Below are 24,188 nucleotides of genomic sequence, written 5' to 3' on the forward strand. Positions count from 1 at the left end.
AAAAAAAAATAAAAACCATGAACGAAATCATTTGTCCACATTGTCACAAAGCATTTAAAGTAGATGAAGCCGGTTATGCCGATATTCTAAAACAAGTTCGCGACCATCAGTTTGAAGAAGAACTGCAAAATAGATTAGCTTTAGCAGAAAAAGACAAGCAAAGTGCTATACAAATTGCAGAAGCTAAAGTCCGTGAAGCTTTACAAGAACAGTTAGCACAAAAGGAAACGGCATTAATCCAATTAAAATCTGAAAAAGAAGCAGAACTAGCGCAAAAGTTAGCACAGAAAGAAACAGAAGTAGCCAACTTAAAAGCAGAGAAAACCAACGAACTCACGCAATTAAAAGCACAGTTAGACAATGCAGAAGTAGCTAAAAAATTAGCCATTACAGAAGCCGTTCAAAAAATTGAAAAAGAACGAGATAACTTGTTGAATGAAGTAAAAACCAAAGAACTAGAAAAACAAAATCTAGAAAGTACATTGGTGCAAGAATACACCGCCAAGTTACAGAGCAAAGAAGAAATCATAAAATATAAAGAAGAAGAAATCGCTCGTGTAAAAGACATGAAGGCGAAATTGTCTACCAAAATGATTGGCGAAACCTTAGAGCAACACTGCGAAACGGAGTTCAATAAATTAAGAGCTACCGCTTTCCAAAATGCCTATTTCGAAAAAGACAACGATGCACGTTCTGGTAGTAAAGGAGATTTCATTTACAAAGAAACAGACGAAGCAGGAAACGAGATTATTTCCATCATGTTTGAAATGAAAAACGAAGGCGATGAAACCGCAACCAAAAAGAAAAACGAAGATTTCTTTAAAGAACTAGATAAAGATCGTAACGAGAAAAAGTGCGAATATGCCGTTCTCGTAACCATGTTAGAAGCAGATAGCGAGTATTACAATACTGGTATTGTAGATGTGTCTCACAAGTATCCAAAAATGTATGTGGTGCGTCCACAGTTTTTTATTCCAATTATTACCTTATTGCGAAACGCAGCCATGAACTCGTTAAAATACAAAGCAGAACTCGCTTTGGTAAGAAATCAAAACATCGATATTACCAACTTTGAAGAGAAAATCAATCAATTCAAAGAAGGTTTTGCCAGAAATTACGATTTAGCCAGCAGAAAATTCCAAACGGCCATTGATGAAATAGATAAAACAATCATCCATTTACAAAAAACGAAAGAAGCATTATTATCATCAGACAATAACCTTCGTTTAGCCAATCAAAAAGCAGAAGATTTAACCATTAAAAAGTTAACACATGGTAATCCAACGATGAAAGCTAAGTTTGATGAGTTGAAATAATAAGAATCTAATGCAATAATTAGAAGACACTATCCCACGAAGTGTGTAAGTTAAAAAGTTAAGGCTTGGATTTATAATCTGAGCCTTTTTTCAAAAAAATACGTAAATTAGTCCAGCAAAAACAAAATCCATGAGTAACTTTACTTCTGTACCTTATCCATTTATAGAAATAGTAAAACCAGCTATAGAAGCAGAAAATTTTGTGTATGATAATACAGAGGTGGCTGGTCTATTCTTAAGAAAAGGTCTAGAAGCATGGGTGCATTTTATCTACCAAAATGAACCAGAGCTTACCTTACCGTATGATACCACCATTTCATCACTTATAAAGGAACCCACTTTTATAGAAATTGTGAATAATGCAGGTGTTTTACAACAGATGAACGCCATCAGATTATTAGGAAATAAAGCTGTACATAATTCTGGTAATAAATTAAAAATCAGCACTCAAGAAATTATTCATCACCTGCATTTATTGCATGGTATTTCTTATTATTTCATTAATCTCTATGGAGAAGAATACATAAAACCACCCCAATTTTCTGATGAAAACATTCCATTGGCTCAGAAAATTCAACAAAATATTCTGAACCAAGAGATTCTAAAACTGAAAGAACAACTCACCCAAAAAGCTGAATTAGAAAAAGAAAACGCCCAACTACAAGCGCAAATGCTGGCCAATCGTTTGGCGACACAGGCTACAGTTCTCCCACCTAAAGATCCAAATGAAGCACTCACCAGAACTTATCTGATTGATAATCTTTTGCAAGAAGCAGGCTGGGATTTGTCTCTTCCTAACGTTAAAGAATTTCGAATAGAAGGCATGCCTAATAATAATGAAGAAGGTTTTGCAGATTATGTTCTCTGGGGAAAAAATGGAAAACCTCTTGCTGTAGTTGAAGCCAAGCGTACCAGTAGAGATCCGCAAGTAGGAAGACATCAGGCAGAATTATACGCCAAAAATTTGGAGATTAAGTATGGCCAAAAACCAAACATTTTCTTAACCAATGGTTACGAAATTCATTTCTATGACTGGAATTATCCTATTCGTCAATTACAAGGTTTTTATACCCAAGACGAACTAGAACTCAATATACAGCGTAGAAATTCTAAAATACCACTGCATCAAATAGATGTTAATGCCAATATTACAGATAGATATTACCAGATAGAAGCCATAAAAGCAGTGGCCAATCGTATGGAAGCCCATTTTAGAGGAGCACTTTTGGTAATGGCTACTGGAACAGGTAAAACCAGAACTGCAGCATCTTTAGTAGATGTTTTTACCAAAGCTAATTGGGCAAAAAGAATATTATTTTTGGCAGATAGAACAGCACTCGTAAAACAAGCCAAAGACAATTTAAATGATTATCTACCACATATTCCTTCTGTAAATCTCCTACAAGAAAAAGAAGACCAAACCAGCAGATTGGTGTTTTCTACATATCAAACCATGATTAACTTAATTGATAAAGAAGTAGATGGAAACCAAAGAAAATATGGAGTTGGTCATTTTGATGTAGTGATTTTTGATGAAATTCACCGTTCGGTTTACAACAAATATAAGGCGGTTTTTAATTACTTTGATGCTTATAAAATTGGGCTTACTGCTACTCCTAAAGATACTACAGATAAGAATACCTACGAACTTTTTGACTTATCCGAAGGAAATCCTACCTACAACTATGATCTAGATAAAGCCGTAGAAGACGGTTATTTGGTTCCTTATAAATCTTACAGTGTGAGTACACACTTCCAAAGAAATGGAATAAAATACCACGAACTTTCAGACGAAGAAAAAAGAGAATACGAAGAAAAATTTGGCGACTCAGAAACTGGTGAAATTCTAGATGAAATAGATGCATCTGCATTAGACTCTTGGATTTACAATACCGATACGGCAGATAAAATCTTAGATACCTTACTAAAATACGGGATTCGTATAGAAAATGGAGAAAAATTAGGAAAAACCATCATTTTTGCGAAGAAACATGATCACGCAGAATTCATCAGAAAAAGATTCAATGCAAATTATCCACATTATAAAGACCAGTTCCTGAAGGTAATAGATTATCAGGCAGAATATAAACACGACTTGTTGAGTGATTTTAAATTACCCAATAAAATGCCTCAGATTGCATGTTCTGTTGACATGTTAGATACTGGGATAGATGTTCCCGAAGTAGTGAATTTAGTCTTTCTAAGACCTGTAAAATCGAATGTGAAATTTTGGCAAATGATCGGTAGAGGAACCCGATTATGTAAAAATTTGTTTGGTTATCAAGACCACAAAAAAGAATTTTTAATTTTAGATTTTTGTCAGAATTTTGAGTTTTTTAGCGAAAATCCTAAAGGAACAGAAACAGAAAGACCTCAAACGCTCAATGAAAAATTATTTAATTTTAAGTTGAGGTTGAGCCAGATTCTTTTAGAACAAAAAGAGGAGGAAGAAAAAAAATTAGGAATAGAGTTTTTAGACCAATTGCATCAGCAAGTTGTTTTGTTATATACACAAGAAAAGAATAGTTTCATCGTTCGCCAACATTTAAAACTCATAGAGAAATTTCAAGATAAAAACGCTTGGAATAACCTCTCTCAATCAGAAAAACATGAACTTATTACCTATATTGCTCCTTTAGTTTTTGATACGGATACGGATAGTGCTGCCAAATCATTTGACTTACTCATGTTTGATCTTATTCTGAGTAGATTAACAGGAACCAGCAGACAAAAAAACCTAACAGAAAAAGTTGTTAAAACGGGTAAAAATCTTAGCAAACAAACCAGAATTCCTCAAGTAGCCGCAAAAATTCAAGTGGTTTCTAAAATGTACGATAATCTATTTTGGCAAGATATTACTTCAAAAAAAATAGACCATCTGAGATTAGAAGTAAGAGAATTAATTAAATTCTTAGAAACGGATAAAAGAGAATTTGCAGTAACACATTTCGAAGACCAAATTACCAAAGTAGAAGAGTCTCCAGCTATATACGAAGCCCTATCTTTTGATAAAGAAGCTTATAAAGAGAAAATTCAACAGTATGTGATGGAGCATAAAACAGATTTAACTATTGATAAAATAAGAAAAAATATAAAAGTTACTCCTGCTGATATCCAATACTTGGAAAAAATGCTTTTTGAACAGGGAGAATTTGGCAATAAAGAGACTTTTACAAAAGCCTTTGAAAAATATGATGAAGATGGTAATAAAATTCAAGCACCAAGTCTAGGGGAGTTTATCCGTTCTGTAGTAGGATTAGACAAAACGGAAGCAAAAAATGCTTTTGCCAAAATTGCAGATGAAGCCAACTTCAATCATAAACAAATGCAATTCGTAAACCTAATCATAGATTATTTCTCAGAAAATGGTGTGGTAGAAATTAAACAATTAATGGAATACCCTTTTAAAGATATTGATACTCGTGGTATTATTCATCTTTTTGGAAATGAAAAAGCCCAACAAATAGTTGATATAGTAAACGAAATCAACCGAAACTGTAGAGTAGAGGTGATGTAAAAAACTAATAACTTATGAAGAGTGCAGATACGCTGCATAGATACGTATTTATTTTGCTCTTGTAAACTAATAAAAGTTCTTTGATAAGCCTGTTTTTAAGATTTTGATTTTGCCTGCTGTTGGATCTTTCCAAAAATCGGCAGGTGTTCTGAAAGGTAGCTTTCAGAATAAAGGTTATGGATTTATTGAGTTATATTTAATTTATTATAATTTTAATATTATTTTAATTTATAATGATCAACTCATCTCCTTAATAACCCTCACTTTTGTTGAATTTTATAATTGAATAGATAAAGAAAACAAAAAAACAGGCATCAAAGAATGTTTAATAAAAGAAACATGAGAATCCAAGAAATAACTCAAGAACAAAAACAAACAATAGAGAAAGCATTTTCTTTATTGCGTGATACAAAAGACTTTTGTATCCTTTTGAATTATTGTCAAGGGTTAATATATTCTGAAATTCATGTAAATTTTAATGAGTATCGTTTAAGAACTTTGGCACACCCAAATTCTATTAATCGTTATAAAACATTTAAAGTAAGAAAGAAAAAAGGAGGTTTCAGAACAATACACGCTCCAAAACCAGAACTGAAAATTCTTTTAAGATGTATTAATCTTATTTTACAAGCCATTTATCCTGTTCATGAAAACGCATATGGATTTGTAGAAGGGAAATCTGTAGTAGATAATGCTCAGCTGCATTGCAACCAGAATTACGTATTCAATATAGATTTGAAAGATTTTTTTCCTAGTATAGAAATAGGAAGAATATTAAATAGATTAAGTTTTCCACCCTTTAACCTTAATAAAGGAAATAGAAGAGAAGAAATTGGCAATTATATTGCTTGGTTGGCTTGCGAAAATATTTTAGTAGAAAGAGAAATTGATGGGAAACTTATAAAAACGGTAAGAAGAGTTCTTCCTCAAGGTTCACCAGTTTCACCTATATTAACTAATATTATTTGTGAGAGATTAGATCGCAGATTAACTGGGCTTGCAAAACGATTTGGGGTCAGATACAGCCGTTATGCGGATGATATTACCTTTAGTTCCATGCATAATGTCTATCAAAAAAATGGAGAGTTTCGTATTGAAATGGAGCGTATAATTACAGAGCAAAATTTCTCGATAAACCAAAATAAAGTGCGCTTACAAAAAAACAATGTAAGGCAAGAGGTTACGGGAATCACGGTTAATAAAAAGACTAATGTTTCTCAAAAATACATTAAACAATTAAGAATGTGGCTCTATTATTGGGAAACGTATGGGGTTAATAAAGCATTGTCTTTGTTTTTACAATCTTATATCAAAGATAAATCGCATGTAAAGAATGCAATCCCTTCTCCTGAATTTATGGAAGCTGTAATCCGTGGGAAACTCAATTATCTTTCTATGGTAAAAGGAAGAGAGAATACTACATATCTAAAATTGAAAGATAGATTTGAAAAACTATCTACTCAATACTTGGATATTGAAAAAATACTTAATGTTTGGGAAACAGAAGGAATAGAAAATGCTATAAATATTTACGAAAAAATTGTATAAAATGGCAAAAGATAAATACGATTTTATTCAGGAATTATTGGAAAATAAAAAACTGCAACCCACTCAAAAAGAGCGGGTATTATTGCTTGCCAAAGAGGAGATAAAGAAAGATGGTGCTTTGGGAAAAGAATTGGAAGAAAGAGTGAAAAAGTTGGAGGAGATGATGAACAATTCAAATGATGACTTGCCTAGTACTACTTTAAAACCAATTGAAGAAGCATCAACAGAAGAACAGTCATTAGTTTTACCTAAATACATTCCTTCTAAAAATTTATGGAAGTTTTTAAAAGATTATAATCAAGATTTGATTCTAAAAACTACTTGCCACGAAATTGATAGTGATGAATTAAAAAATATTTTAACGTTTTGTGAAATTGAAGAATATGATTTTCTAAAACATAAAGAAAAAGTTCAGGAACAATATAAATCACTTTTTTTTAATAATAAAAGGTATTTTGTTGACCATAAAATAAAGAATTTGATTCTATTTTATCTAACAGGAAAATCATTTTCAGGGAAAAGTGAAGGTTGGACAGATGAAAACATAAAATATAATTGGGAATCAGAAGAACTGAAAAACTGGTATAAAAACAACGCCAACAAAATTCCTCATCCTAACGAAGGTTTAGCCGGTGTTCAAAAAAATGATGGGTTAGAATTAGAAAATCCTATTAAATTAAATTTAATCAAAAATAACCAGCAAATAAGATATTTTTCTGAACTGGTTTTACATTTTAAACATCTATTCCACGTGAGAAGTGATAATTCATTAAAAAATATTATTGAAAATTGCAACAATTCAGAGGATTGGGAAAATAAAGTAGATTTTAAAATAAGTAAAAATTTCCCCTCAACTATTGAATTTTTTACGAATGTAGAAAAATTAGTGCAGGCATATAGAATTTTAATCAATCTAATAATTGAGGTTACACATAATAATCATTTAGAAAATCCAATTGTTGAATTAAAATTAAAAGAAACTGAAAATGGTGTTGAATTTTCAATTCATCACATAAATACTGTGTTTCAAAAAACCATACAAAACACTAAAGATAGAAAAGGTTCAACATTTACAAATCTTATTAGGAATCAACTTAATGGTATGTGTGATTTTTATGTAAAAGCATGTTTTGAAGATGGGAAATATGCCCTAATTAATATTTGGGATGGAAAAAATTCAGATGTAATTCCCTCAGATCCAGATTTTTTTGAAGGGTTTGAAGGCGTTGAATATATTTTAAAATTTAATAAAAAGTAAAATGATATTTTTAATAGATGATAAAAAAGACAGACAATCAAAAGATTATGATTGGACATTAAGAAGGTTAGATTGTTTTAAAGATCATATAAAACCTATTTATTCTTTGAAACAGATTAATGAAGAAAATCTAAGGAATGATATTTTTAAAGAGGGAAGTATAGTTTTACTACATGAGTCATTTTTTGATAATGTTGTAAATAGACAAGATAATGATTCTCTTAAAATCCGTAGTGAATTGGATAAATATATCTTAAGTAAAAATGGTTATGTAGTTTATTTTAGCGGTAGCAAGAGTTCAAGAACCAATTCAGGGAGAATTGCACACATCCCTGTATCAATTTTATATCAAAATTTAGAAGTCTTTATTAAAAAAAAATCAGAAGGTGAAATTAATTTAGATTATATTTTGTTTGGTGAAAACCCTAAGATTGAAGAAGAATTAATCACCAAGTTAGTACAAGCAAATAATGATTTTGATGCAAATGTAATCACTGCTAATTCTTCTAATGTTGTTTTTGAAACAGAAGGACGACAAAATGTTCCAGTGAAGGTTTTAAATTCTAATAAGAAGAAACTGTTTATTGTTGACGGATATGAAAATCAAGTTTCTGATTCCTTTTTAAATTTTATCATTTCTGCAAATTTATCTGAAACTAAATACGACAATATATTTATACCCCTTTGTTTTGGTCCAACACTTTCAGATTATAATGGGTTACGTTTGGCTACATTGATTCGTTGTACTAATACTATCAATCAACTAAGTAATATTTTCATATACGGTTTTGTTGGTGTGGACTATTTTTATGATAATAAGTATTTTAATATTCTAAAAACAAAAAACATTCAATTAATAGACTACAAAAGACAGGCATTTAAAGAAGCTTTAGAAAAAGAAATAGAACTACTCACAATTGAAGAATTGCCAAGAGAAATAAGTAAATTAACATTTGAAGTGCCAGATAATTATGAAGATAACCATTCAATTGCAAACGAATTTGGAATTTACCAATTAGCATATAATGCTGGAATTAATATCAATGAAATTACAGATTTCGATAAGGAAAAATTAAATTCAATTTATTTTAAATGGCTCATTGCTAAGAATGGACTTTATGAAGATTTACCGGAAAAAGATTACAAAGAGAATGAAATATTTAGAACCGAAAGTCAGAACATAGGATTGAATATTGTTGGAAAAATTGATTTATCTAAAATTCCTAAAAAATGAAAATTTTAATAATTGATGATAAGGCAAATTATGGTTGGAAACAATTAATCACAAAAATGTTTCCATTCCAAGGAATATCCATTGATACGGCTTTAGATTATGATTCAGCTTTGAATCAAATTGAAAACAAATATGATATAATTTTCTTAGATGTAAGACTATCTGCTGAAGATCATGATAATAAAAATGTCGTTGAGTTTTCAGGTTTTAAAATTTTAAAAGTAATTAGAAAAGAGTTTACTGCTATTAATTTTTCAACCCCCATTATTTTACTAACGGCTACCAATAAAATTTGGAACATAGATGCTTTTCGAAATTATGGAGTAGATGCTTATTATATAAAAGAACATCCAAATTATATTTTTGATAAAGAAACGTCGAAACAGAATTATCTTAACTTAAAAGAAAATTTTAATAGACTTTTAGAGGAGGGAAATAGAAGAAATGAAATATGGTATTTATCCAAAAATATCATTAATAAAGTCTCGTCGCATTATTATTTTAAGGGAGATAAAAAATATGAAAATGTAAAAAATAGAATAATTGATAAAATTAAATTGGGCTTTGTTTATTTATTCAAAGAACAAACACAAATAGAAAAAGACTTACTTAAGACGAATAATGAGGCTTTGGCATTTATTATTTATTGGTCAATTTTAGAAGAGATTATAAAAGGATATACTGAATACAATACTTGGGATAATATGGGTAATTTCTTAGGTTCTTGGAAATTTAGAAATAAAGAGTATTTTGTTGAAAAATTAAATAACGGAAATTTAAAAGTAAACATTTCAAAAAATGAAGGGAAACATTTTGTTAAGAATTATATTGAATATAAGCAAAATGATAACAATTTTAAAAAGTACGAAGATGGTTATATTAATTTGAGCGAGCAAGTTTATTCTTTGTTAGCAGCATATTCTAAAAATATTCAAGATTTTAATCAAAAGTCTAGAGAGTTTGGAGAAATTAATTCATTTAGAAATAATGTTGATTTTATTCATAGCAACATAAGAAACATTTATGAAAAAGAATTAATAAACGCTCAAGATCTTAAAGAGCATTATGATTACTGTAAAAAAAATCTAAAATTTATTAAAAGTATTTTAGATTTAATTTAATTAATGCACATATATTGCATACCAATTTTTCATCTTTGCTCAAAGCAATATAGATAAACATTTGAATACTAAAAAACAGAAATATATGTCTTACTTTGAACTTAACATTATTCGTCCATTATATGGGCAAAGGAAAAAGATATCTGCTTCAACTCTTAAATTTGGAGACCGCTTTTTTTTAGAAGATGATAAGTCTCTTTGGTTTAAATTAGATGTGGAGCCAACTAATAATCAGTATTTATGCTCAAACGATAGAGGAGAAACTAAATTACTAGATGGCAATATTAAAGTAACAAGAATAAATGGAATTAGAGATTCTCTTTATTCACAAGCAAAACAGATTGTTGAAAAATATCTAGAAAATTAATTTTAAAAAAATGAACATTAAGTCCTTTTTTCAAATCACCCTAAACCCAGACCAGGAAAAAGTTATTCTAAACTTAGAAAGTTTTTTGGAGAGTAAGGATTCTGTTTTTATTTTAAAAGGTTATGCAGGAACGGGTAAAACAACACTTATAAAAGGACTGGTAGAAGCTTTGGATAATGAAAAAAAGAATTTTTTAGTATGTGCACCAACAGGTAGAGCATCGAAAATATTAAGAAATAAGACGGGATATGGAAAAACAATTCATTCTACAATATATGATTTTGATAATCTTATAACAATCAATTCAGAAAATGAAGATTTTGCTGAACATTCTTTTCAATTTTCTTTTCCTATTATTAAGCTTCAAGAAAATACAATCATTATTGTAGATGAAGCCTCTATGATCTCTTCTAAAGAAAGTAAAAATGAACTTTTCAATTTTGGAACCAACATTTTACTCAATGATTTGCTCACTTTTGCTCAGCTTCATAACAGTCATAATAAAATGATTATTATTGGAGATCCCGCACAGTTGCCTCCAGTTGGAGATAACAATTCTTGGGCATTAGAAAAATCATTTTTTGATGATAAAAAGATTTTGGCGAGAGAGGTTTTTCTTACTCAAGTGATGAGGCAAAATAATAATTTGATTTTAGAAAATGCAATGTCAATAAGAAAATGTATAGAGAATCCAAATCATAAAGAACTAAAATTTCAATTTGATGAAGATTCTTGTATTAATTTCAACAATAAAAATGTTGTTACTAAATATTGTGAACTATTTCCTTATCCTGATTTTGAAAACGGCATCATTATTAATTTTTCTAATGCTCAAAATTATTGGTATAACAAAGAAATTAGAGAAAATTATTTTCCAAACTCATCGAATATCGCTGTTGGTGATATTGTACAGATCATAAGTAATAACTACCATAAGTATAAAACAGAAATTTATAACGGAGAGTTTGCCAAAGTTTTGGCTGTTGGAGAAACGATTTCTCAATCTGCTCCAGTCTATGTAGAGGTTAATGGAGAAAGAAAAAAGAAAACTATTACCCTGCTTTACAGAAAAGTCACTTTAAGATTGCCTGATTTTGATGATGATATTGAAGCTTATATTAATGATTCATTACTAGAGTCTACGGCAAGAGATTTAACGATTGATGAGATGAAAGCGGTATACATCAATACCGTAATGCGTTTCAAAGAAAGTCATCCCCATTCTAAAATAAAGTCAGAAGAATTTAAAAATTTTTTAAAATCTGACGATTTTTATAATGCAATTAGAGTTAAATACGGCTATTCTATAACTGGACATAAATCACAAGGCGGGGAGTGGAAAAGTGTTTTTGTAGATTACTTTGGTAGAGTAAGTTTAAGAAAAGATCCTTTAAGATGGGCTTATACTGTTACAACTCGTGCCTCAGAAAATTTGTATGCAATAAATTTTCCTGAATTTGGACAATTCTATAAATTAAAATTTTCAAATATTGGAAATATTGCTCATTTACCAAATGATGCTTTTAATTTTGATAAAGTTCCAACATCTCCTCTGCATAAAAATAACGAGCACAAATGCAAGAGTTGGCTGTTCTGGAATATATTAAGTAAAATAGAAGATTCTGAATTTAACATAGAGTACATTAAATCAGAAGAGTATCTAGAAAAATATACTTTTAGATATTTTGACGAATTAATTATAGTTCATTTTCATCATAAACAGTCTGGATTTTTCGAAAAAGATTTTGAAATTACTTCTAATAAAACTTCAGCAACTGAAAGATTAGAAACGCTATTATCAAAAAGAAATGAGGTAATATTTCCTTTTGAATATAAAGCTACATTGCCTTTTTTAGAAGGTTTATATAATATCGTTTCGGCTTCTTGTAATGACTTAGATATTAGAATTTTTAATATTTCTGAAAATATTGATAAGTATTATATAAACTATTATTTTGAAACGAGCAATAAGATTTCTTACATACAATTCTTTTTTAATAAAAATGGAGAATTTTCTACCGCAATGCCAAAAACATTTGGCGATATAAATGATGAAAAACTATTTAATCTAATCGAAAAAATTAAGGAATATGCTACAATCCCAACAAATTAAAGAACTTCGCCAATCGGGCAAATTAGATGAAGCATTAAATCTTGCTTGGAAAGATCTAGAACAAAATATTGATAATGTTTTTGCTAAAAGAAATTTAAGTTGGGTTTATTTTGAGTATATTAAAAAATATACTACTGAAAGTAACATCAGTGGCTTTAGTGAATACTTGGAAAAAATACAAGGGTTAGAATTACCAGAAGATGAAACAATGTTAAATGATTCTATCGCTTGGAAAGTTGGAGTTTTATTTTTTCATTTAATGAAGATGCCTAATTTTCCTTATTCAGAAGTTTACAAAATAATAGACATAATTAGAAATTTTCAGTATACAAAGCCTTCAGAATCTTATAGTTTTTTACTTAAAGCCATACATAAAGTACTTAAGCCTAATAAAGAAAAGTATATTTCATTTATAGATTGGTGGAACTTGGATAATTTAAGAAAAGAAGATTTTGAGAAAGAACTTTTGCCTAATGGTAAATCTGTAATGTCTATTGCAGAACAAGTATTTACGGCATATTACAAGTCATTAATTCCTTCAGTTGAAAATCCTATAGAAAGAGAGGTTGTTTTTGAAAACGTGAAAAAAATAGATGAAATTCTTAAAAAACATCCAGATTTTGTTTATTTGGTTTATTTTAAAGTTCAGATGTTATTGGCAATTGGAGAAAAGGAAGAGTTGAAAAAAAGTTATTTGCCTTTTGCTCAAAAAAAATTCTCTGAATTTTGGGTTTGGGATTTAATGAGCCAAATCGTTGAAACAGATGAAGAAAAGTTGACTTGTTTATGTCAAGCTTGTAAATCTGGAAAAGGAGTAGAACAAATGAAAACTGGAGTCTATTTAAAAATGGCAAAGTATTTTTTATCGAATGGAATGTTATCAGAAGCCAAATCTGAACTCTTGAAAATAAAAAAAATTAAAGAAAAATTCCTGCAAAAAATCCCTTCTGAAGTCATTAATTTATTGTCATCTGAAAAAATAGAAAATACAAAAGAAACTTTATCTAATAATGAATTTTATAATAACAATACACAGAATGTAGATGCAATATTATTTTCAAACTTTCCTGCTCAAAATATTTTTGTTAATAATGTGAATCAAGAGAAAAAGATGATTAGCTTCATTACAGATGATGAAAAAATAGGTTATTTTAAACATGATAGAGTTAATCCAAACCTTAAAATTTATGTTGGAGATGTTTTAAGTGTGAGGTTTAAACAGATTTCAGAAGAATTTCCTTCAAAATTATTGACATTAAAAAAAACAGAAGACATAAGTTTGAGAAATAGAAATATAAAAGAAGTTTTTGGGAAACTAAAAATATCTCAGAAAGGGTTTGGTTTTGTAGATGATGTTTTTATTCCGAGTTCAATTATAGAAAAAAATAAATTCATTGATTTCGAATCGTTAAAAGTAGTTGCTGTTAGAAAATATGATAAACAGAAAACTCAACTTTCTTGGAATTATTTAAAACACAAATAGATGCCTACAAAAAAACAACTCATAATCAAAGCTTTCGAGAACCTTGATGCAGACATGTTAGAGGTATTACTTAATGATGGACAAGCGTATCAAGATGTTCCTAAAGATATTTTTGTAGAAGAGTTGAGACGCTATTTCACAAAAATAAAAACCTATGAAGGTGTAGATCTTAATTTTAAAGCATGCAAAGGTCATTGCGGATCATGCAATAAAGAAAAAACAGGTTATTCTTTCATAAACTCAGAAAATGTATCTATGATGAGTTTGATTTTTGATGAAACTGAAGACGACTATACAGACATATACAAGTGTGGCTCTTTCTCCCCCATAGATAAAGAAATTGAAACCGAGTGGTCTAGTATTTCTTTTTATGAAGAAGATAAGGTCAACTATCTGCCAACCGTTAAAAATTTTCAAGACGAACGATTATCTACCAAAGCAGTAAAAGAGATAGAAACGGAAATAGATAATGAGGGAATTTTGTCTGCCGATTTTTGTGTAGAGTGGTATCAAAATTATGAAAAACTTCAAAATTGGTCCGAGATCTTTAACGGTAAAACTTACCGTTATAAAAAAGAAGTTATAGATTACATTTCTAAATTAAGTTTTGTAGTCTCCATGATGAAAGCCGAAAAACTAGCATATAAATATTGGCAAGAATTTATAAATATACCTGTAATTTCAGAAGAATCCATTAAAGATTGGCTCATCAGATGTGATCATGATTTGCATTATTTTATTTATGGATTCCCTTACCAGTCAAATTTTAAGTTGAAGTATTTTGAGGAACAAAATATAAAATTTGATTTAGAAAGTGTTTATTACATCCAAAATTTGTCTGAAATTCTCAATAAATATTTTGATTGGATTCCTATTCCCAATCCTATTACAGAAAAGGAGCAAGAAAACATTACTTTTGAAAAAGATAGTGATTATCCTTTTTAAAAATACAATTTATGACTATACTCAAAAAAAATGCAGATACAGTAACGGTAAAACTACCTTTTATAGATTGGCAAATTTTTTAGTAAATGTTTCATGTATTTAACGCGTGAAAAATAATTCATTAAACATAAGATAACCTATTATTGAATTATTTTTCATACATTAGCAGAATAGAAATGATAAAGTAATTTATGCATTGTTTTTCATTCATTAATTAGTAAAAGTATAGGTTATGAGCGATATTTCATACATAAGTAATCTAAGCGACAAAGCAATTTTGGTGGAAATTGGTAATTTTATCCAACAAAAACGCATCAAACTAAACCTTACGCAGCAAGAATTGGCAAAGCAAGTTTCAATTAGTCGATCCACACTTAGTTTGATTGAACGTGGAGAAAACATCGCACTCATCAACTTAATAAAAATTTTACGAATTTTAGACGCTTTATATGTTTTAGAGAATTTTAAATTAGGTGAAGAACTAAGTCCAATGCAATTGGCAAAAGGCGAAACCCAAAAAAGAAAACGGGCTTCTAATCGGTCTAGTAATCCAAATAAAGAAGATTTAGGATGGTAACAACAGCATATATCAATATTTGGGGAAAACGGGTGGGTGCAGTTGCTTGGAATCCTGCTACAGAATTAGCAAGTTTTGAATATGATCCCAAATTTCCTTTGCAACAATTTCCTATAGCCCCCATCAAAATGCCTTCTAAAAAAGGGATATATAGTTTTCCTGAACTTAGAGGAAGTGCTACTTTCAAAGGCTTACCCGGACTTTTAGCAGATGCTTTGCCAGATCGCTATGGTAAAGAGCTTATCAACTCTTGGTTGGCAAGACAAGGGCGACCAGATAATTCTTTAAATCCTGTAGAACTGCTTTGTTTTATAGGGAAACGAGGAATGGGTGCGTTGGAATTTGAACCCATTTTACAAAAAGAATCGGGTTCTTATGATGTAGAGATTGGTGATTTAATTGAAGTTACCAAAGCATTATTAGAAAAAAAAGAAAACATCCAAATCAAAACATCTCACAATATGGAAGATGTGATGATGGATATTCTGAAAATGGGAACTTCTGCAGGAGGTGCTCGTCCGAAAGCCATTATTGCCTTCAACGAAAAAACTGGACAAATAAAATCTGGGCAAAGTACTTTAGAAAAAGGATTTGAGCATTGGCTGATAAAATTTGATGAAGTGAGCGATATACAATTTGGTGCTTCTAAAGGATATGGAAAAATAGAGATGGCGTATTACCAAATGGCTACAGATTTTGGCATTGAAATGATGGAATCTCGTCTTATTGAAGAAAATAGGCGAGTTCATTTCATGACCAAACGTTTTGACCGTAAAAATGGCGAAAAAATTCACACCCAAACATTATGCGCCATTCAACACTATGATTTTGCGAATATTACGTCTTACAGTTACGAACAGCTATTTCAGACCATGCGTCAGCTCAAACTAACCTATGCAGAAGCCGAGCAAATGTATAAGAGAATGGTTTTCAATGTGATTTCCAGAAATTGTGATGATCACACGAAGAATTTTGCATTTTTGATGGATCAATCTGGTAAATGGAAATTAGCTCCTGCTTATGATATTTGTTTTGCTTATAGACCAGAAAGTGAATGGGTGAGCCAACATAATTTAAGCATAAACGGAAAAAGAAAAGATTTTACTCGTGAAGATTTATTAAAAGTAGCTGAACAAAATTCTGTACGAAATCCTGGAAAATGGATAGATGAGTGCATTGCTTTAGTTAGAAATTGGCGTGATTATTCCACAAAATACTCTGTAGATGAAGAAAAAGCTAAAGCAATAGATTTGCTTTTAATAAAAGAACTTAAATAAAAATTTTTATATTTTTAAAGTCCTAAAAAGTAATCTTTTTTACCTCTGATTACTATTTTTATTGAATTGATGTAGATGTTCACGATCTTTTATCTGTACCTTATTTGTACCATAGAATTATAACTAATTGATTTTCATATATTGTTATTTTTGAGCAATTAAATCTGAATTAGAAAGACATCATTTATTTCCAAAAGCTTGGTTGATGCGTAATGGAGTTACCGAACAAAGAAATTATAATCAAATTGCCAATTTTGCTTTAGTAAAATGGAATGATAATATTGTAATTAGCTATAAATAACCCAAAGTTTACTTGCCAATTTATGCAAAAAGATTCGATGATAACGAATTAGAAAAGATGCGTTTTTGGCATGCTTTACCTGAAAATTGGCAAGAAATGAATTATCGTGATTTTCTTCCTGAAAGGAGAAAGTTAATTTCTAAAGTTGTTGAAGAGGCCTATAAAAAATTATAAAACATCTAAGATGGATAACAATATTAAAATTTCTCGAAAAGAACTTTATGATAAGGTTTGGGCTACTCCAATGACTCAATTAGCTAAAGAGTTTAACTTATCAGATAATGGTCTGCGAAAAATTTGTATTAAATATGTTATTCCTTTACCGCCAGTTGGTTACTGGCAAAAACTTCAATACGGTAAAAAAGTTGTTAAACCAGACCTGCCTGAAGTAGAGGAAGAAAATGAGATTAATATTCACGTTGATTCTCTAAAAGAAAATATTTATTCTGAGAATTCAATTAGAAGAATTGTTACCGCAGAAATAAGAAGTAATTCAGCTCTGATTTTGAAAGTAAATGATAGTTTAAGTAATTCTGATGATATTGTAATTAAAACACAATCTAACCTTGAAAAGAAAAAATTATCAGAATCCTATGAAAGAGTAAAAGGAACCATTAGTACAGATCGAGGATTACCTAGCATTGTAGTTTCTCCAAAAAATGTATCGCGTTCATTGAGAATTTTGAATAATCTTATTAAGAATTTTAAAGTTTTAGGTTATAAAATTTTCTTGAATGATGAGGGCTTAAATGTTGTTGCTTATGATGACGATAAAATGCTAATCTACATTCGGGAAAAAAGCAAAGTTTTGTTAACTCCAAATCGATGGGGAGGAAACGACAGAGATTTAATTGCTAATGGTAAATTAGCAGTAAAAGTTGGACGGTTTGGTACTTTTGAGTTTGTTGATACAGATAAGAATCTAATAGAAGACCAAATCGAAAAAATCCTTATCAAAGTTGAAACTGAGTTTCGCGAAATGGATGAAAGAAGAAAACTTTGGAAGGCTGAGCATGAGAGACAAGAAAAGTGTAGAAAGATAGAGGAAGCCAAACAAGAGTTGAAAGATAATGAGCTTAAAAAATTCATTGGATTTTTTAATGATGCTCATCGTTGGAAGAAGTTTACCGTTCTTAAAGAGTATTTTGAGCATGTGAAGAATATAAATCCTGACGATTTGGAGTGGATCCAATGGGCAGAAAAGAAATTAGATTGGTATAATCCCGCTAAAAATGAATTTGATGATTTGTTAGATCATGTGGATAAGGATACTTTAGAGGATACTTCTAAGAAGAAATGGAAATGGTAATTATCCATACTCACTAAATTTGGTGCAAATTTAGTGAGTATGGAGTGAAAATACAAATGATGAGTATTTTGTCGCAAATATTTACTAAATTTGCGACAAAATAAATAAACATATTGAATGGAAAGTATTGACAGTAAAATACTTGAAAAAATAAAAAAAGCGAAGAGGGGTTCGCTTTTTTATACTGAAGATTTCTTATCATTTGGTAATTATAAAGCAGTATCTAAAGCATTAGAACGTTTGGTGAATACCAATGAAATTTCAAGAGTTTCCAGAGGAATTTTTGCGGTTTTGGAAAAAGATCCAATTATTGGTGAAGTGTATCCTAGTACAGAAGAAATAGCAGAATCTATTCGAAAAAGAGATAAAGCAAGGTTAATTCCTACAGGAGTTTTAGCACTTAATGCTTTAGGGCTTTCAACTCAGATTCCTATGAATTTAGTTTATTTAACAGATGGTTCAGCAAGAACAATTAAATTAGGAAAACGAAGTGTTGTATTTAAAAAGGCGAGTCCAAAAAATTTAGCTGTTATTGGGAGCATCAGCGGTCTTGCTATACAGGCACTTAAGGAAATAGGAAAGGATAACATAACAGAACAAGAGTTAGAAATCATTATTAAACATCTTAAAAAAGAAGAGCCTTATCGTTTAGAGCACGACATAAAACTGGCTCCAGAATGGATACGAATTATCATGAGAAAAGCATTGCCTGAGAAAAATGAAAAATAAATTTCTAGAACTTCCAAAAGAAACCCGAATTAACATCTTCAACAGAGTTGCTGATCAATTGGGAATTACTCCTTTTGCAGCCGAAAAAGATTGGTGGGTTACAAGAACCTTATCGATCATTTTTGAAATGGAAAATGTTGCCCCTCACTTAGTATTTAAAGGAGGTACATCATTAAGTAAGGCTTGGAATTTAATAGAGAGATTTTCAGAAGATGTTGATTTGGCTATTGATAGGGCATATTTAGGATTTGATGAAATCCCGAAACGAAAAACCAATTTGCGTAAAAAATCTGGAAAATTCATTTCAGAAGAGTTCTTTCCCGATTTAAAAGAACGATTTTTATCAAAGGGGATAGGAGAAAATGTGAATTTTACATTAGAACCAGCTCAATCATCCGATCAGGATCCAAGGATTATCAATATATTTTATCCCAATATTATTGAGCTTACAGGATATATAAATCCTCGAGTTCAGATTGAAATTGGTTGTAGATCTTTGATTGAACCCTATTCTGATAGCTTAATTTCCTCATTGGTAGATACTCAATTTAGAGAAGCTGATTTTATTGAAAAACCATTTTTTGTTCCTTCAGTAAATCCAGAACGAACATTTTTAGAAAAAATATTTCTTTTGCATGAAGAATTTCAGAAATCTCAGGAGAAAATTAGAGTAGATCGTTTGAGCAGACATTTATATGACTTGTATATGCTTTACAATTCTGAATTTAAAGATAAAGCCCTAAATGATGAAGCCTTGTACCGTGAAATAGTACAACATAGGTTAGAATTTAATAGAATTGCAGATGTTGATTATTCATTACACAGTTCTCAAACCATAAATCCAATTCCACCAGACACAATAATTAAAAAGTGGGAACAAGATTATGAAACCATGAGATTGGAAATGCTTTACAGCGAAAATCGTCCTACTTTTTCTGAAATTATCGAGATATTACAAAAATTAAAATCAGAAATCAATAATTTAAATTGGACAATTGAAGTTTAAAAATGTACTACTTTTGTACACCTCAATACACTTTAAAGCACCATCAATAAAAGAAAGTTAAGATTCTGTATCGGGAAGTAGGTTATATAGTTATGAAGTGATGAGGTTATGAAGGGATAGAGTGAAAATTTGCTTGTTTTGATTAAATGAAATGAAATGTCAAAGATTGCAACTCCTCGACATCTGACATCTTAGACCAAATATCATATTCTAGTTAAATAACAAATACGAAGATAAAAATGATAGACTTTATTTTTGGCTTTTTCGGATTATTTATCAGACTTGCTTTTGTGTATAAGTTTGATTTAAAAAAAATGAATGCAAATAACTATCCTGAAGAAAGTCATATAAACACAATAGCAGGATTACTTTTGATACCTATCGTAATTATTATAGGAGTTATCCTGTTTTTTATAGAAAAATAAAGAATAGCTCTCTGAATATTTAACATCATTTGAGATAAATAAAAAGCCATTTTTAGACAGTCCCAAAAATTTAAAATTTTTTTTAATATTTTCATCCTATATTTTTAGTGGTTTTAAAATTCATTTTGAATAAATTTATAGAAAATCATAGTGTTTTTTGATATTATATTTAATCTATTTGTTTTAAATTTTACTTCAGAAAATTTTGTTAAAATAGCATTACTACCATTAATCTATAACTTTAAGCAGATTTGAAGTTTTTTCTGTCAACATTTTTATATCCTATTTCACGGTAAAGCTCAATTTTTACTTTTCTTTTAATTAAAATTGTTTTGATTACAGTTTAAAAATAATCTCTTTTTGTTTTTTTATTACTGATAGTCAGTCATTTAATTTTTAAATTACAATTGTATAGTAAATGTATATATAGCTAAATTTTATCCATATCTTATTTAAATATTAAATTTAGGATAAGAAAAATTGAAGAATATTTTCAATTCAGATTAAGGTAAAATAAGCTATTTACTATGAAAAAAATTGCATTAGTTTTTATTTGTTTGATGACACAACTCTTGTATTCCCAAAGTGCGAATGTAAAAATTGAAAATCAAGCGGATGGTCAAAAACTTTTAGTTGACGGAAAACCATTGATGATTAATGGTATGAATTGGGATTATTATCCTATAGGAACCAACTATAACTATTCGCTGTGGAATCAAAAAGATGATTTCATTAAAACAGCACTCGACAGTCAAATGTCACTTCTCAAAAACATGGGTGTAAATGCCATCAGAGTTTACACTGGCATTCCTGCCAAATGGATTACCTACATTTATGAAAATTACGGAATCTATACCATGCTTAATCATTCTTTTGGCAGATATGGACTTACCGTAAATGGAACTTGGATTCCGAATACAGATTACGCCAATCCCGCAACCAGAGCGTTACTCCTCAAAGAAGTAAAACAACTTAGTCAACAATACAAAAACACACCAGGATTACTTCTTTATCTTTTAGGAAATGAGAATAACTATGGTTTGTTTTGGGATGGTGCAGAAACAGAAAATATTCCTGTAGCCGAAAGAAAATCTACGCATAGAGCAGAAGCCATGTATAAAATCTTTAACGAAGCTGCTCTAGAAATGAAATCAGTAGACCAAAACCATCCTATAGCCATGTGTAATGGTGATTTATTATTTCTAGACATTATTGCTAAAGAATGTAAAGATATAGACATCTTCGGAACCAATATGTACAGAGGCGTTTCTTTCGGAGATGCATTTTTACGTGTTAAAAATGAATACGGAAAACCATTACTATTTACAGAATTTGGAGCCGATGCCTTCAATGAACTTACAGGTAAAGAAGATCAAGAAGCCCAAACTTATTATTTACTAGGAAACTGGCAAGAAATTTATGAAAATGCTTCAGGAATGGGAAAAGCTGGTAACAGTATTGGTGGTTTTACTTTTCAGTTCAGTGATGGATGGTGGAAATACAAACAAAATGAAAATTTAGAAGTTCATGATGCTAATGCTTCTTGGAGTAACGGTGGTTACATAAAAGATTATGCAAAAGGCGAGAATAACATGAACGAAGAATGGTTTGGTATCAGTGCAAAAGGAACTCCAGATGCTAATGGATTGTATCAAGAGTTTCCACGTTCTGCATATTACGCTTTGAAACAAGCTCATCAATTTAATCCTTATGACAGCTCATCATTGGTGAATTCTAACACCGTTAAAAATCACTTTAACCAAATTAATATTGCAGATGCGCAACTTAGAGCAAGAGGCGACCAAGCTGCCTTAAAAGCAGAAAGCAGTGACAAACTAAAAATAAGCAATTTAAGAGCTGATTTTAACACGTATAACACAGGTGGTAGTCTTATCACGACTCCCAAAGATAAAACAGATGGGTATAATTCTTACCCAACTCAACAAGGATTTGACCATACTCAATCGTATTACATTGGTGTAGAAGCGAATCCTACTTCTAATATGAGAGCCAATGTGAATGTAAATATTTTAGGAAATGTAGCCGAAAATCCTATTGACCAAATCTTTTATGAAAACAGAGGTAGAAGCGTAGAAGTTCTAAATGCAGATGGTACAACTACTCAAATGAAAGATCTGAACCGCGTACAAATTTACAGTGCGAGTTATCATTGGAATCATAAATGGTTTGACTTAGACGGATTCTACAGAACAGGACATTATCATTGGAGTTATGAAGGTGATATTTTTGGATTGTATCCAGAAGCCAATTACGGACCTAATATTGATATTTATAACGGCGAAGCACCTTTCGGATTTGAATTTGCAGGTAAAAAAGCCATCAATGGATTAAAAATCGCTTTCGGTCCAGAATTATGGTGGGGCGCAAACCCAGCTGTTTTGGTTAAATATTCCAAAAAAGTAGGAAAATTTGATCTAACGGGAGTTTTCCATGAAGATTTAGACCAAAGAGGCACTACTCAGAGTTCATTTGCCATTCCGCAACCACAAACGAGAAGAGCAACGCTTGCCGTTCAAAGAAAATTTGGAAAATTGGGCATTGATTTAGGCGGAATTTGGGCTGGTCAACCTTTAAACGGTAGAACCTTCCAGGTTTACAGAGATGGAAATGTTTATCAAGACCAAATCAATAACCAAGACAATTGGGGAGGAAAAGTAAAATTCACTTATGCAGGCGGAAGATTTAATTGGTATGCACAAGGTGCAGCAATGGGATTGGTTGCTAATGGTGGAGCAGATAATACTCAAACTTTTACTGGTTGGAGATTAAAAGACAGTGGAAGTGGTAACCAATATAATTTCTTGACTGGTTTTACTTTCAATATCGGAAATTTACAGATTGCGCCTAATTTCTTATGGCAAAAACCTATCGAAGGACCCGTTCCTTTTGGCTCTCCAGCTCCAGGAAGACCTAGAAATATTTTAGAAGATCCATTTGTAGTAAGAGCCAACAGAGAACAAACTGCAGGAGAAATTTTATTCACGTACGATCCTACACCAGCTACTTGGATGTACAGTTGGGACAGTGATAAAACCGAAGATGCCAAATTTGCCATCAGTGCAGGATTTGTTTACAGACATTTACCAACCACACAAGATGCTGCCATCGGAATTTTACCAGACGGAAGAACTACTTTTGCTTTCCCTGGTGCTGCTCCAGCAAAAGATCTTTGGGAAGTAAACACGAGAATCGTTTCTAAACTGAATAATGATTTTGGAATTATTGCCAATATTTATGGAGGAACTGCTCAAGCCAATGGTAGCGATACTAGAACTGTAGAAAGAGTAGGACTAGACCTAAGAACAATTTATAAAAAGGTGAAATTTATTTCTGCTGTTAAATTCAATGATTGGGGACCTTATGATTATCATAGAGATTACAACTTAACTTTCCCAATGCAATTAATCGGTGATTTATCTTTTGAAATCGGAAAACCAGAATGGTGGATTTTACCGGGAACTAGAATTGGTGTTCGTGGAACTTACAGAACTTTAGACCAATATTCTCCTAGATATGCACCAACTTATACAATAGATGCAGCTGGAGATTGGGTAGCAGATCCTACCGCAATAGGCTTCCCGAATGGAAACGAGTGGGAAATCAGAACGTATATTCAAATCAACATAGGCAAATAATTTTAT

17 protein-coding genes are annotated in these 24,188 nt (G+C 30.7%); all 17 read left to right on the forward strand.

What is annotated here, in order from left to right:
• The first annotated feature begins 17 nt into the window (after window positions 1–17).
• The 17 genes from QO190_RS03065 (at window position 18) to QO190_RS03145 (ending at window position 24,182) form a co-directional block, all read left to right on the forward strand.
• Window positions 18–1,316 (forward strand): DUF2130 domain-containing protein, encoded by a 1,299-nt coding sequence (locus QO190_RS03065; protein ID WP_371461186.1) that lies wholly within the window; start codon window positions 18–20, stop codon window positions 1,314–1,316.
• A gap of 130 nt (window positions 1,317–1,446) precedes the next feature.
• A complete protein-coding gene (locus QO190_RS03070) occupies window positions 1,447–4,833 on the forward strand; it encodes a DEAD/DEAH box helicase family protein (RefSeq protein ID WP_371461184.1) in 3,387 nt (1,128 codons plus the stop codon).
• 321 nt (window positions 4,834–5,154) lie between these two features.
• Window positions 5,155–6,381, forward strand: a complete 1,227-nt coding sequence (locus tag QO190_RS03075; protein ID WP_371481247.1) for a reverse transcriptase family protein — start codon at window positions 5,155–5,157, stop codon at window positions 6,379–6,381.
• Between the two features lies 1 nt (window position 6,382).
• Entirely contained in the window at window positions 6,383–7,639 is a 1,257-nt protein-coding gene (locus QO190_RS03080) for a hypothetical protein (protein ID WP_371461181.1), read from the forward strand.
• A 1-nt stretch (window position 7,640) separates the two neighbouring features.
• A complete protein-coding gene (locus QO190_RS03085) occupies window positions 7,641–8,873 on the forward strand; it encodes a hypothetical protein (protein WP_371461179.1) in 1,233 nt (410 codons plus the stop codon).
• A complete protein-coding gene (locus QO190_RS03090) occupies window positions 8,870–9,994 on the forward strand; it encodes a hypothetical protein (RefSeq protein WP_371461178.1) in 1,125 nt (374 codons plus the stop codon). The genes QO190_RS03085 and QO190_RS03090 overlap by 4 nt, the downstream gene beginning before the upstream one ends.
• Window positions 9,995–10,079: 85 nt before the next feature.
• Window positions 10,080–10,361 carry a hypothetical protein gene (locus QO190_RS03095; protein WP_371461176.1) on the forward strand — a complete coding sequence of 94 codons (282 nt, stop codon included), beginning with the start codon at window positions 10,080–10,082 and terminating at the stop codon, window positions 10,359–10,361.
• Between the two features lie 10 nt (window positions 10,362–10,371).
• Window positions 10,372–12,474 (forward strand): ATP-dependent RecD-like DNA helicase, encoded by a 2,103-nt coding sequence (locus QO190_RS03100; protein WP_371461175.1) that lies wholly within the window; start codon window positions 10,372–10,374, stop codon window positions 12,472–12,474.
• A complete protein-coding gene (locus tag QO190_RS03105; RefSeq protein ID WP_371461174.1) occupies window positions 12,452–13,957 on the forward strand; it encodes a hypothetical protein in 1,506 nt (501 codons plus the stop codon). The genes QO190_RS03100 and QO190_RS03105 overlap by 23 nt, the downstream gene beginning before the upstream one ends.
• Window positions 13,958–14,902: a hypothetical protein gene (locus QO190_RS03110; protein ID WP_371461173.1), complete on the forward strand. Its 945-nt coding sequence runs from the start codon at window positions 13,958–13,960 to the stop codon at window positions 14,900–14,902.
• 232 nt (window positions 14,903–15,134) lie between these two features.
• Complete coding sequence (locus QO190_RS03115) at window positions 15,135–15,479, forward strand: helix-turn-helix transcriptional regulator (RefSeq protein ID WP_371461171.1); 345 nt, start codon at window positions 15,135–15,137, stop codon at window positions 15,477–15,479.
• Complete coding sequence (locus tag QO190_RS03120; protein ID WP_371461170.1) at window positions 15,473–16,756, forward strand: type II toxin-antitoxin system HipA family toxin; 1,284 nt, start codon at window positions 15,473–15,475, stop codon at window positions 16,754–16,756. The genes QO190_RS03115 and QO190_RS03120 overlap by 7 nt, the downstream gene beginning before the upstream one ends.
• Before the next feature lie 485 nt (window positions 16,757–17,241).
• Window positions 17,242–18,366 carry a hypothetical protein gene (locus QO190_RS03125; RefSeq protein ID WP_371461168.1) on the forward strand — a complete coding sequence of 375 codons (1,125 nt, stop codon included), beginning with the start codon at window positions 17,242–17,244 and terminating at the stop codon, window positions 18,364–18,366.
• Window positions 18,367–18,483: 117 nt separating this feature from the next.
• A complete protein-coding gene (locus QO190_RS03130) occupies window positions 18,484–19,095 on the forward strand; it encodes a DUF6088 family protein (RefSeq protein ID WP_371461167.1) in 612 nt (203 codons plus the stop codon).
• Entirely contained in the window at window positions 19,085–20,101 is a 1,017-nt protein-coding gene (locus QO190_RS03135) for a nucleotidyl transferase AbiEii/AbiGii toxin family protein (RefSeq protein WP_371461166.1), read from the forward strand. Before QO190_RS03130 ends, QO190_RS03135 begins: the two co-directional genes overlap by 11 nt.
• Before the next feature lie 239 nt (window positions 20,102–20,340).
• Window positions 20,341–20,526 (forward strand): hypothetical protein, encoded by a 186-nt coding sequence (locus tag QO190_RS03140; RefSeq protein WP_371461165.1) that lies wholly within the window; start codon window positions 20,341–20,343, stop codon window positions 20,524–20,526.
• A 527-nt stretch (window positions 20,527–21,053) separates the two neighbouring features.
• Window positions 21,054–24,182 carry a glycoside hydrolase family 2 TIM barrel-domain containing protein gene (locus tag QO190_RS03145; protein WP_371461164.1) on the forward strand — a complete coding sequence of 1,043 codons (3,129 nt, stop codon included), beginning with the start codon at window positions 21,054–21,056 and terminating at the stop codon, window positions 24,180–24,182.
• Window positions 24,183–24,188 lie beyond the last annotated feature (6 nt).

The sequence above is a fragment of the Cloacibacterium sp. Arc13 genome, from assembly GCF_041431305.1.
GTDB lineage: Bacteria > Bacteroidota > Bacteroidia > Flavobacteriales > Weeksellaceae > Cloacibacterium > Cloacibacterium caeni_B.

Coding starts and splice junctions, on each gene's coding strand:
- QO190_RS03065 (WP_371461186.1), top strand. CDS start 18: ATGAACGAAATCATTTGTCCACATTGTCACAAAGCATTTAAAGTAGAT.
- QO190_RS03070 (WP_371461184.1), top strand. CDS start 1,447: ATGAGTAACTTTACTTCTGTACCTTATCCATTTATAGAAATAGTAAAA.
- QO190_RS03075 (WP_371481247.1), top strand. CDS start 5,155: ATGTTTAATAAAAGAAACATGAGAATCCAAGAAATAACTCAAGAACAA.
- QO190_RS03080 (WP_371461181.1), top strand. CDS start 6,383: ATGGCAAAAGATAAATACGATTTTATTCAGGAATTATTGGAAAATAAA.
- QO190_RS03085 (WP_371461179.1), top strand. CDS start 7,641: ATGATATTTTTAATAGATGATAAAAAAGACAGACAATCAAAAGATTAT.
- QO190_RS03090 (WP_371461178.1), top strand. CDS start 8,870: ATGAAAATTTTAATAATTGATGATAAGGCAAATTATGGTTGGAAACAA.
- QO190_RS03095 (WP_371461176.1), top strand. CDS start 10,080: ATGTCTTACTTTGAACTTAACATTATTCGTCCATTATATGGGCAAAGG.
- QO190_RS03100 (WP_371461175.1), top strand. CDS start 10,372: ATGAACATTAAGTCCTTTTTTCAAATCACCCTAAACCCAGACCAGGAA.
- QO190_RS03105 (WP_371461174.1), top strand. CDS start 12,452: ATGCTACAATCCCAACAAATTAAAGAACTTCGCCAATCGGGCAAATTA.
- QO190_RS03110 (WP_371461173.1), top strand. CDS start 13,958: ATGCCTACAAAAAAACAACTCATAATCAAAGCTTTCGAGAACCTTGAT.
- QO190_RS03115 (WP_371461171.1), top strand. CDS start 15,135: ATGAGCGATATTTCATACATAAGTAATCTAAGCGACAAAGCAATTTTG.
- QO190_RS03120 (WP_371461170.1), top strand. CDS start 15,473: ATGGTAACAACAGCATATATCAATATTTGGGGAAAACGGGTGGGTGCA.
- QO190_RS03125 (WP_371461168.1), top strand. CDS start 17,242: ATGGATAACAATATTAAAATTTCTCGAAAAGAACTTTATGATAAGGTT.
- QO190_RS03130 (WP_371461167.1), top strand. CDS start 18,484: ATGGAAAGTATTGACAGTAAAATACTTGAAAAAATAAAAAAAGCGAAG.
- QO190_RS03135 (WP_371461166.1), top strand. CDS start 19,085: ATGAAAAATAAATTTCTAGAACTTCCAAAAGAAACCCGAATTAACATC.
- QO190_RS03140 (WP_371461165.1), top strand. CDS start 20,341: ATGATAGACTTTATTTTTGGCTTTTTCGGATTATTTATCAGACTTGCT.
- QO190_RS03145 (WP_371461164.1), top strand. CDS start 21,054: ATGAAAAAAATTGCATTAGTTTTTATTTGTTTGATGACACAACTCTTG.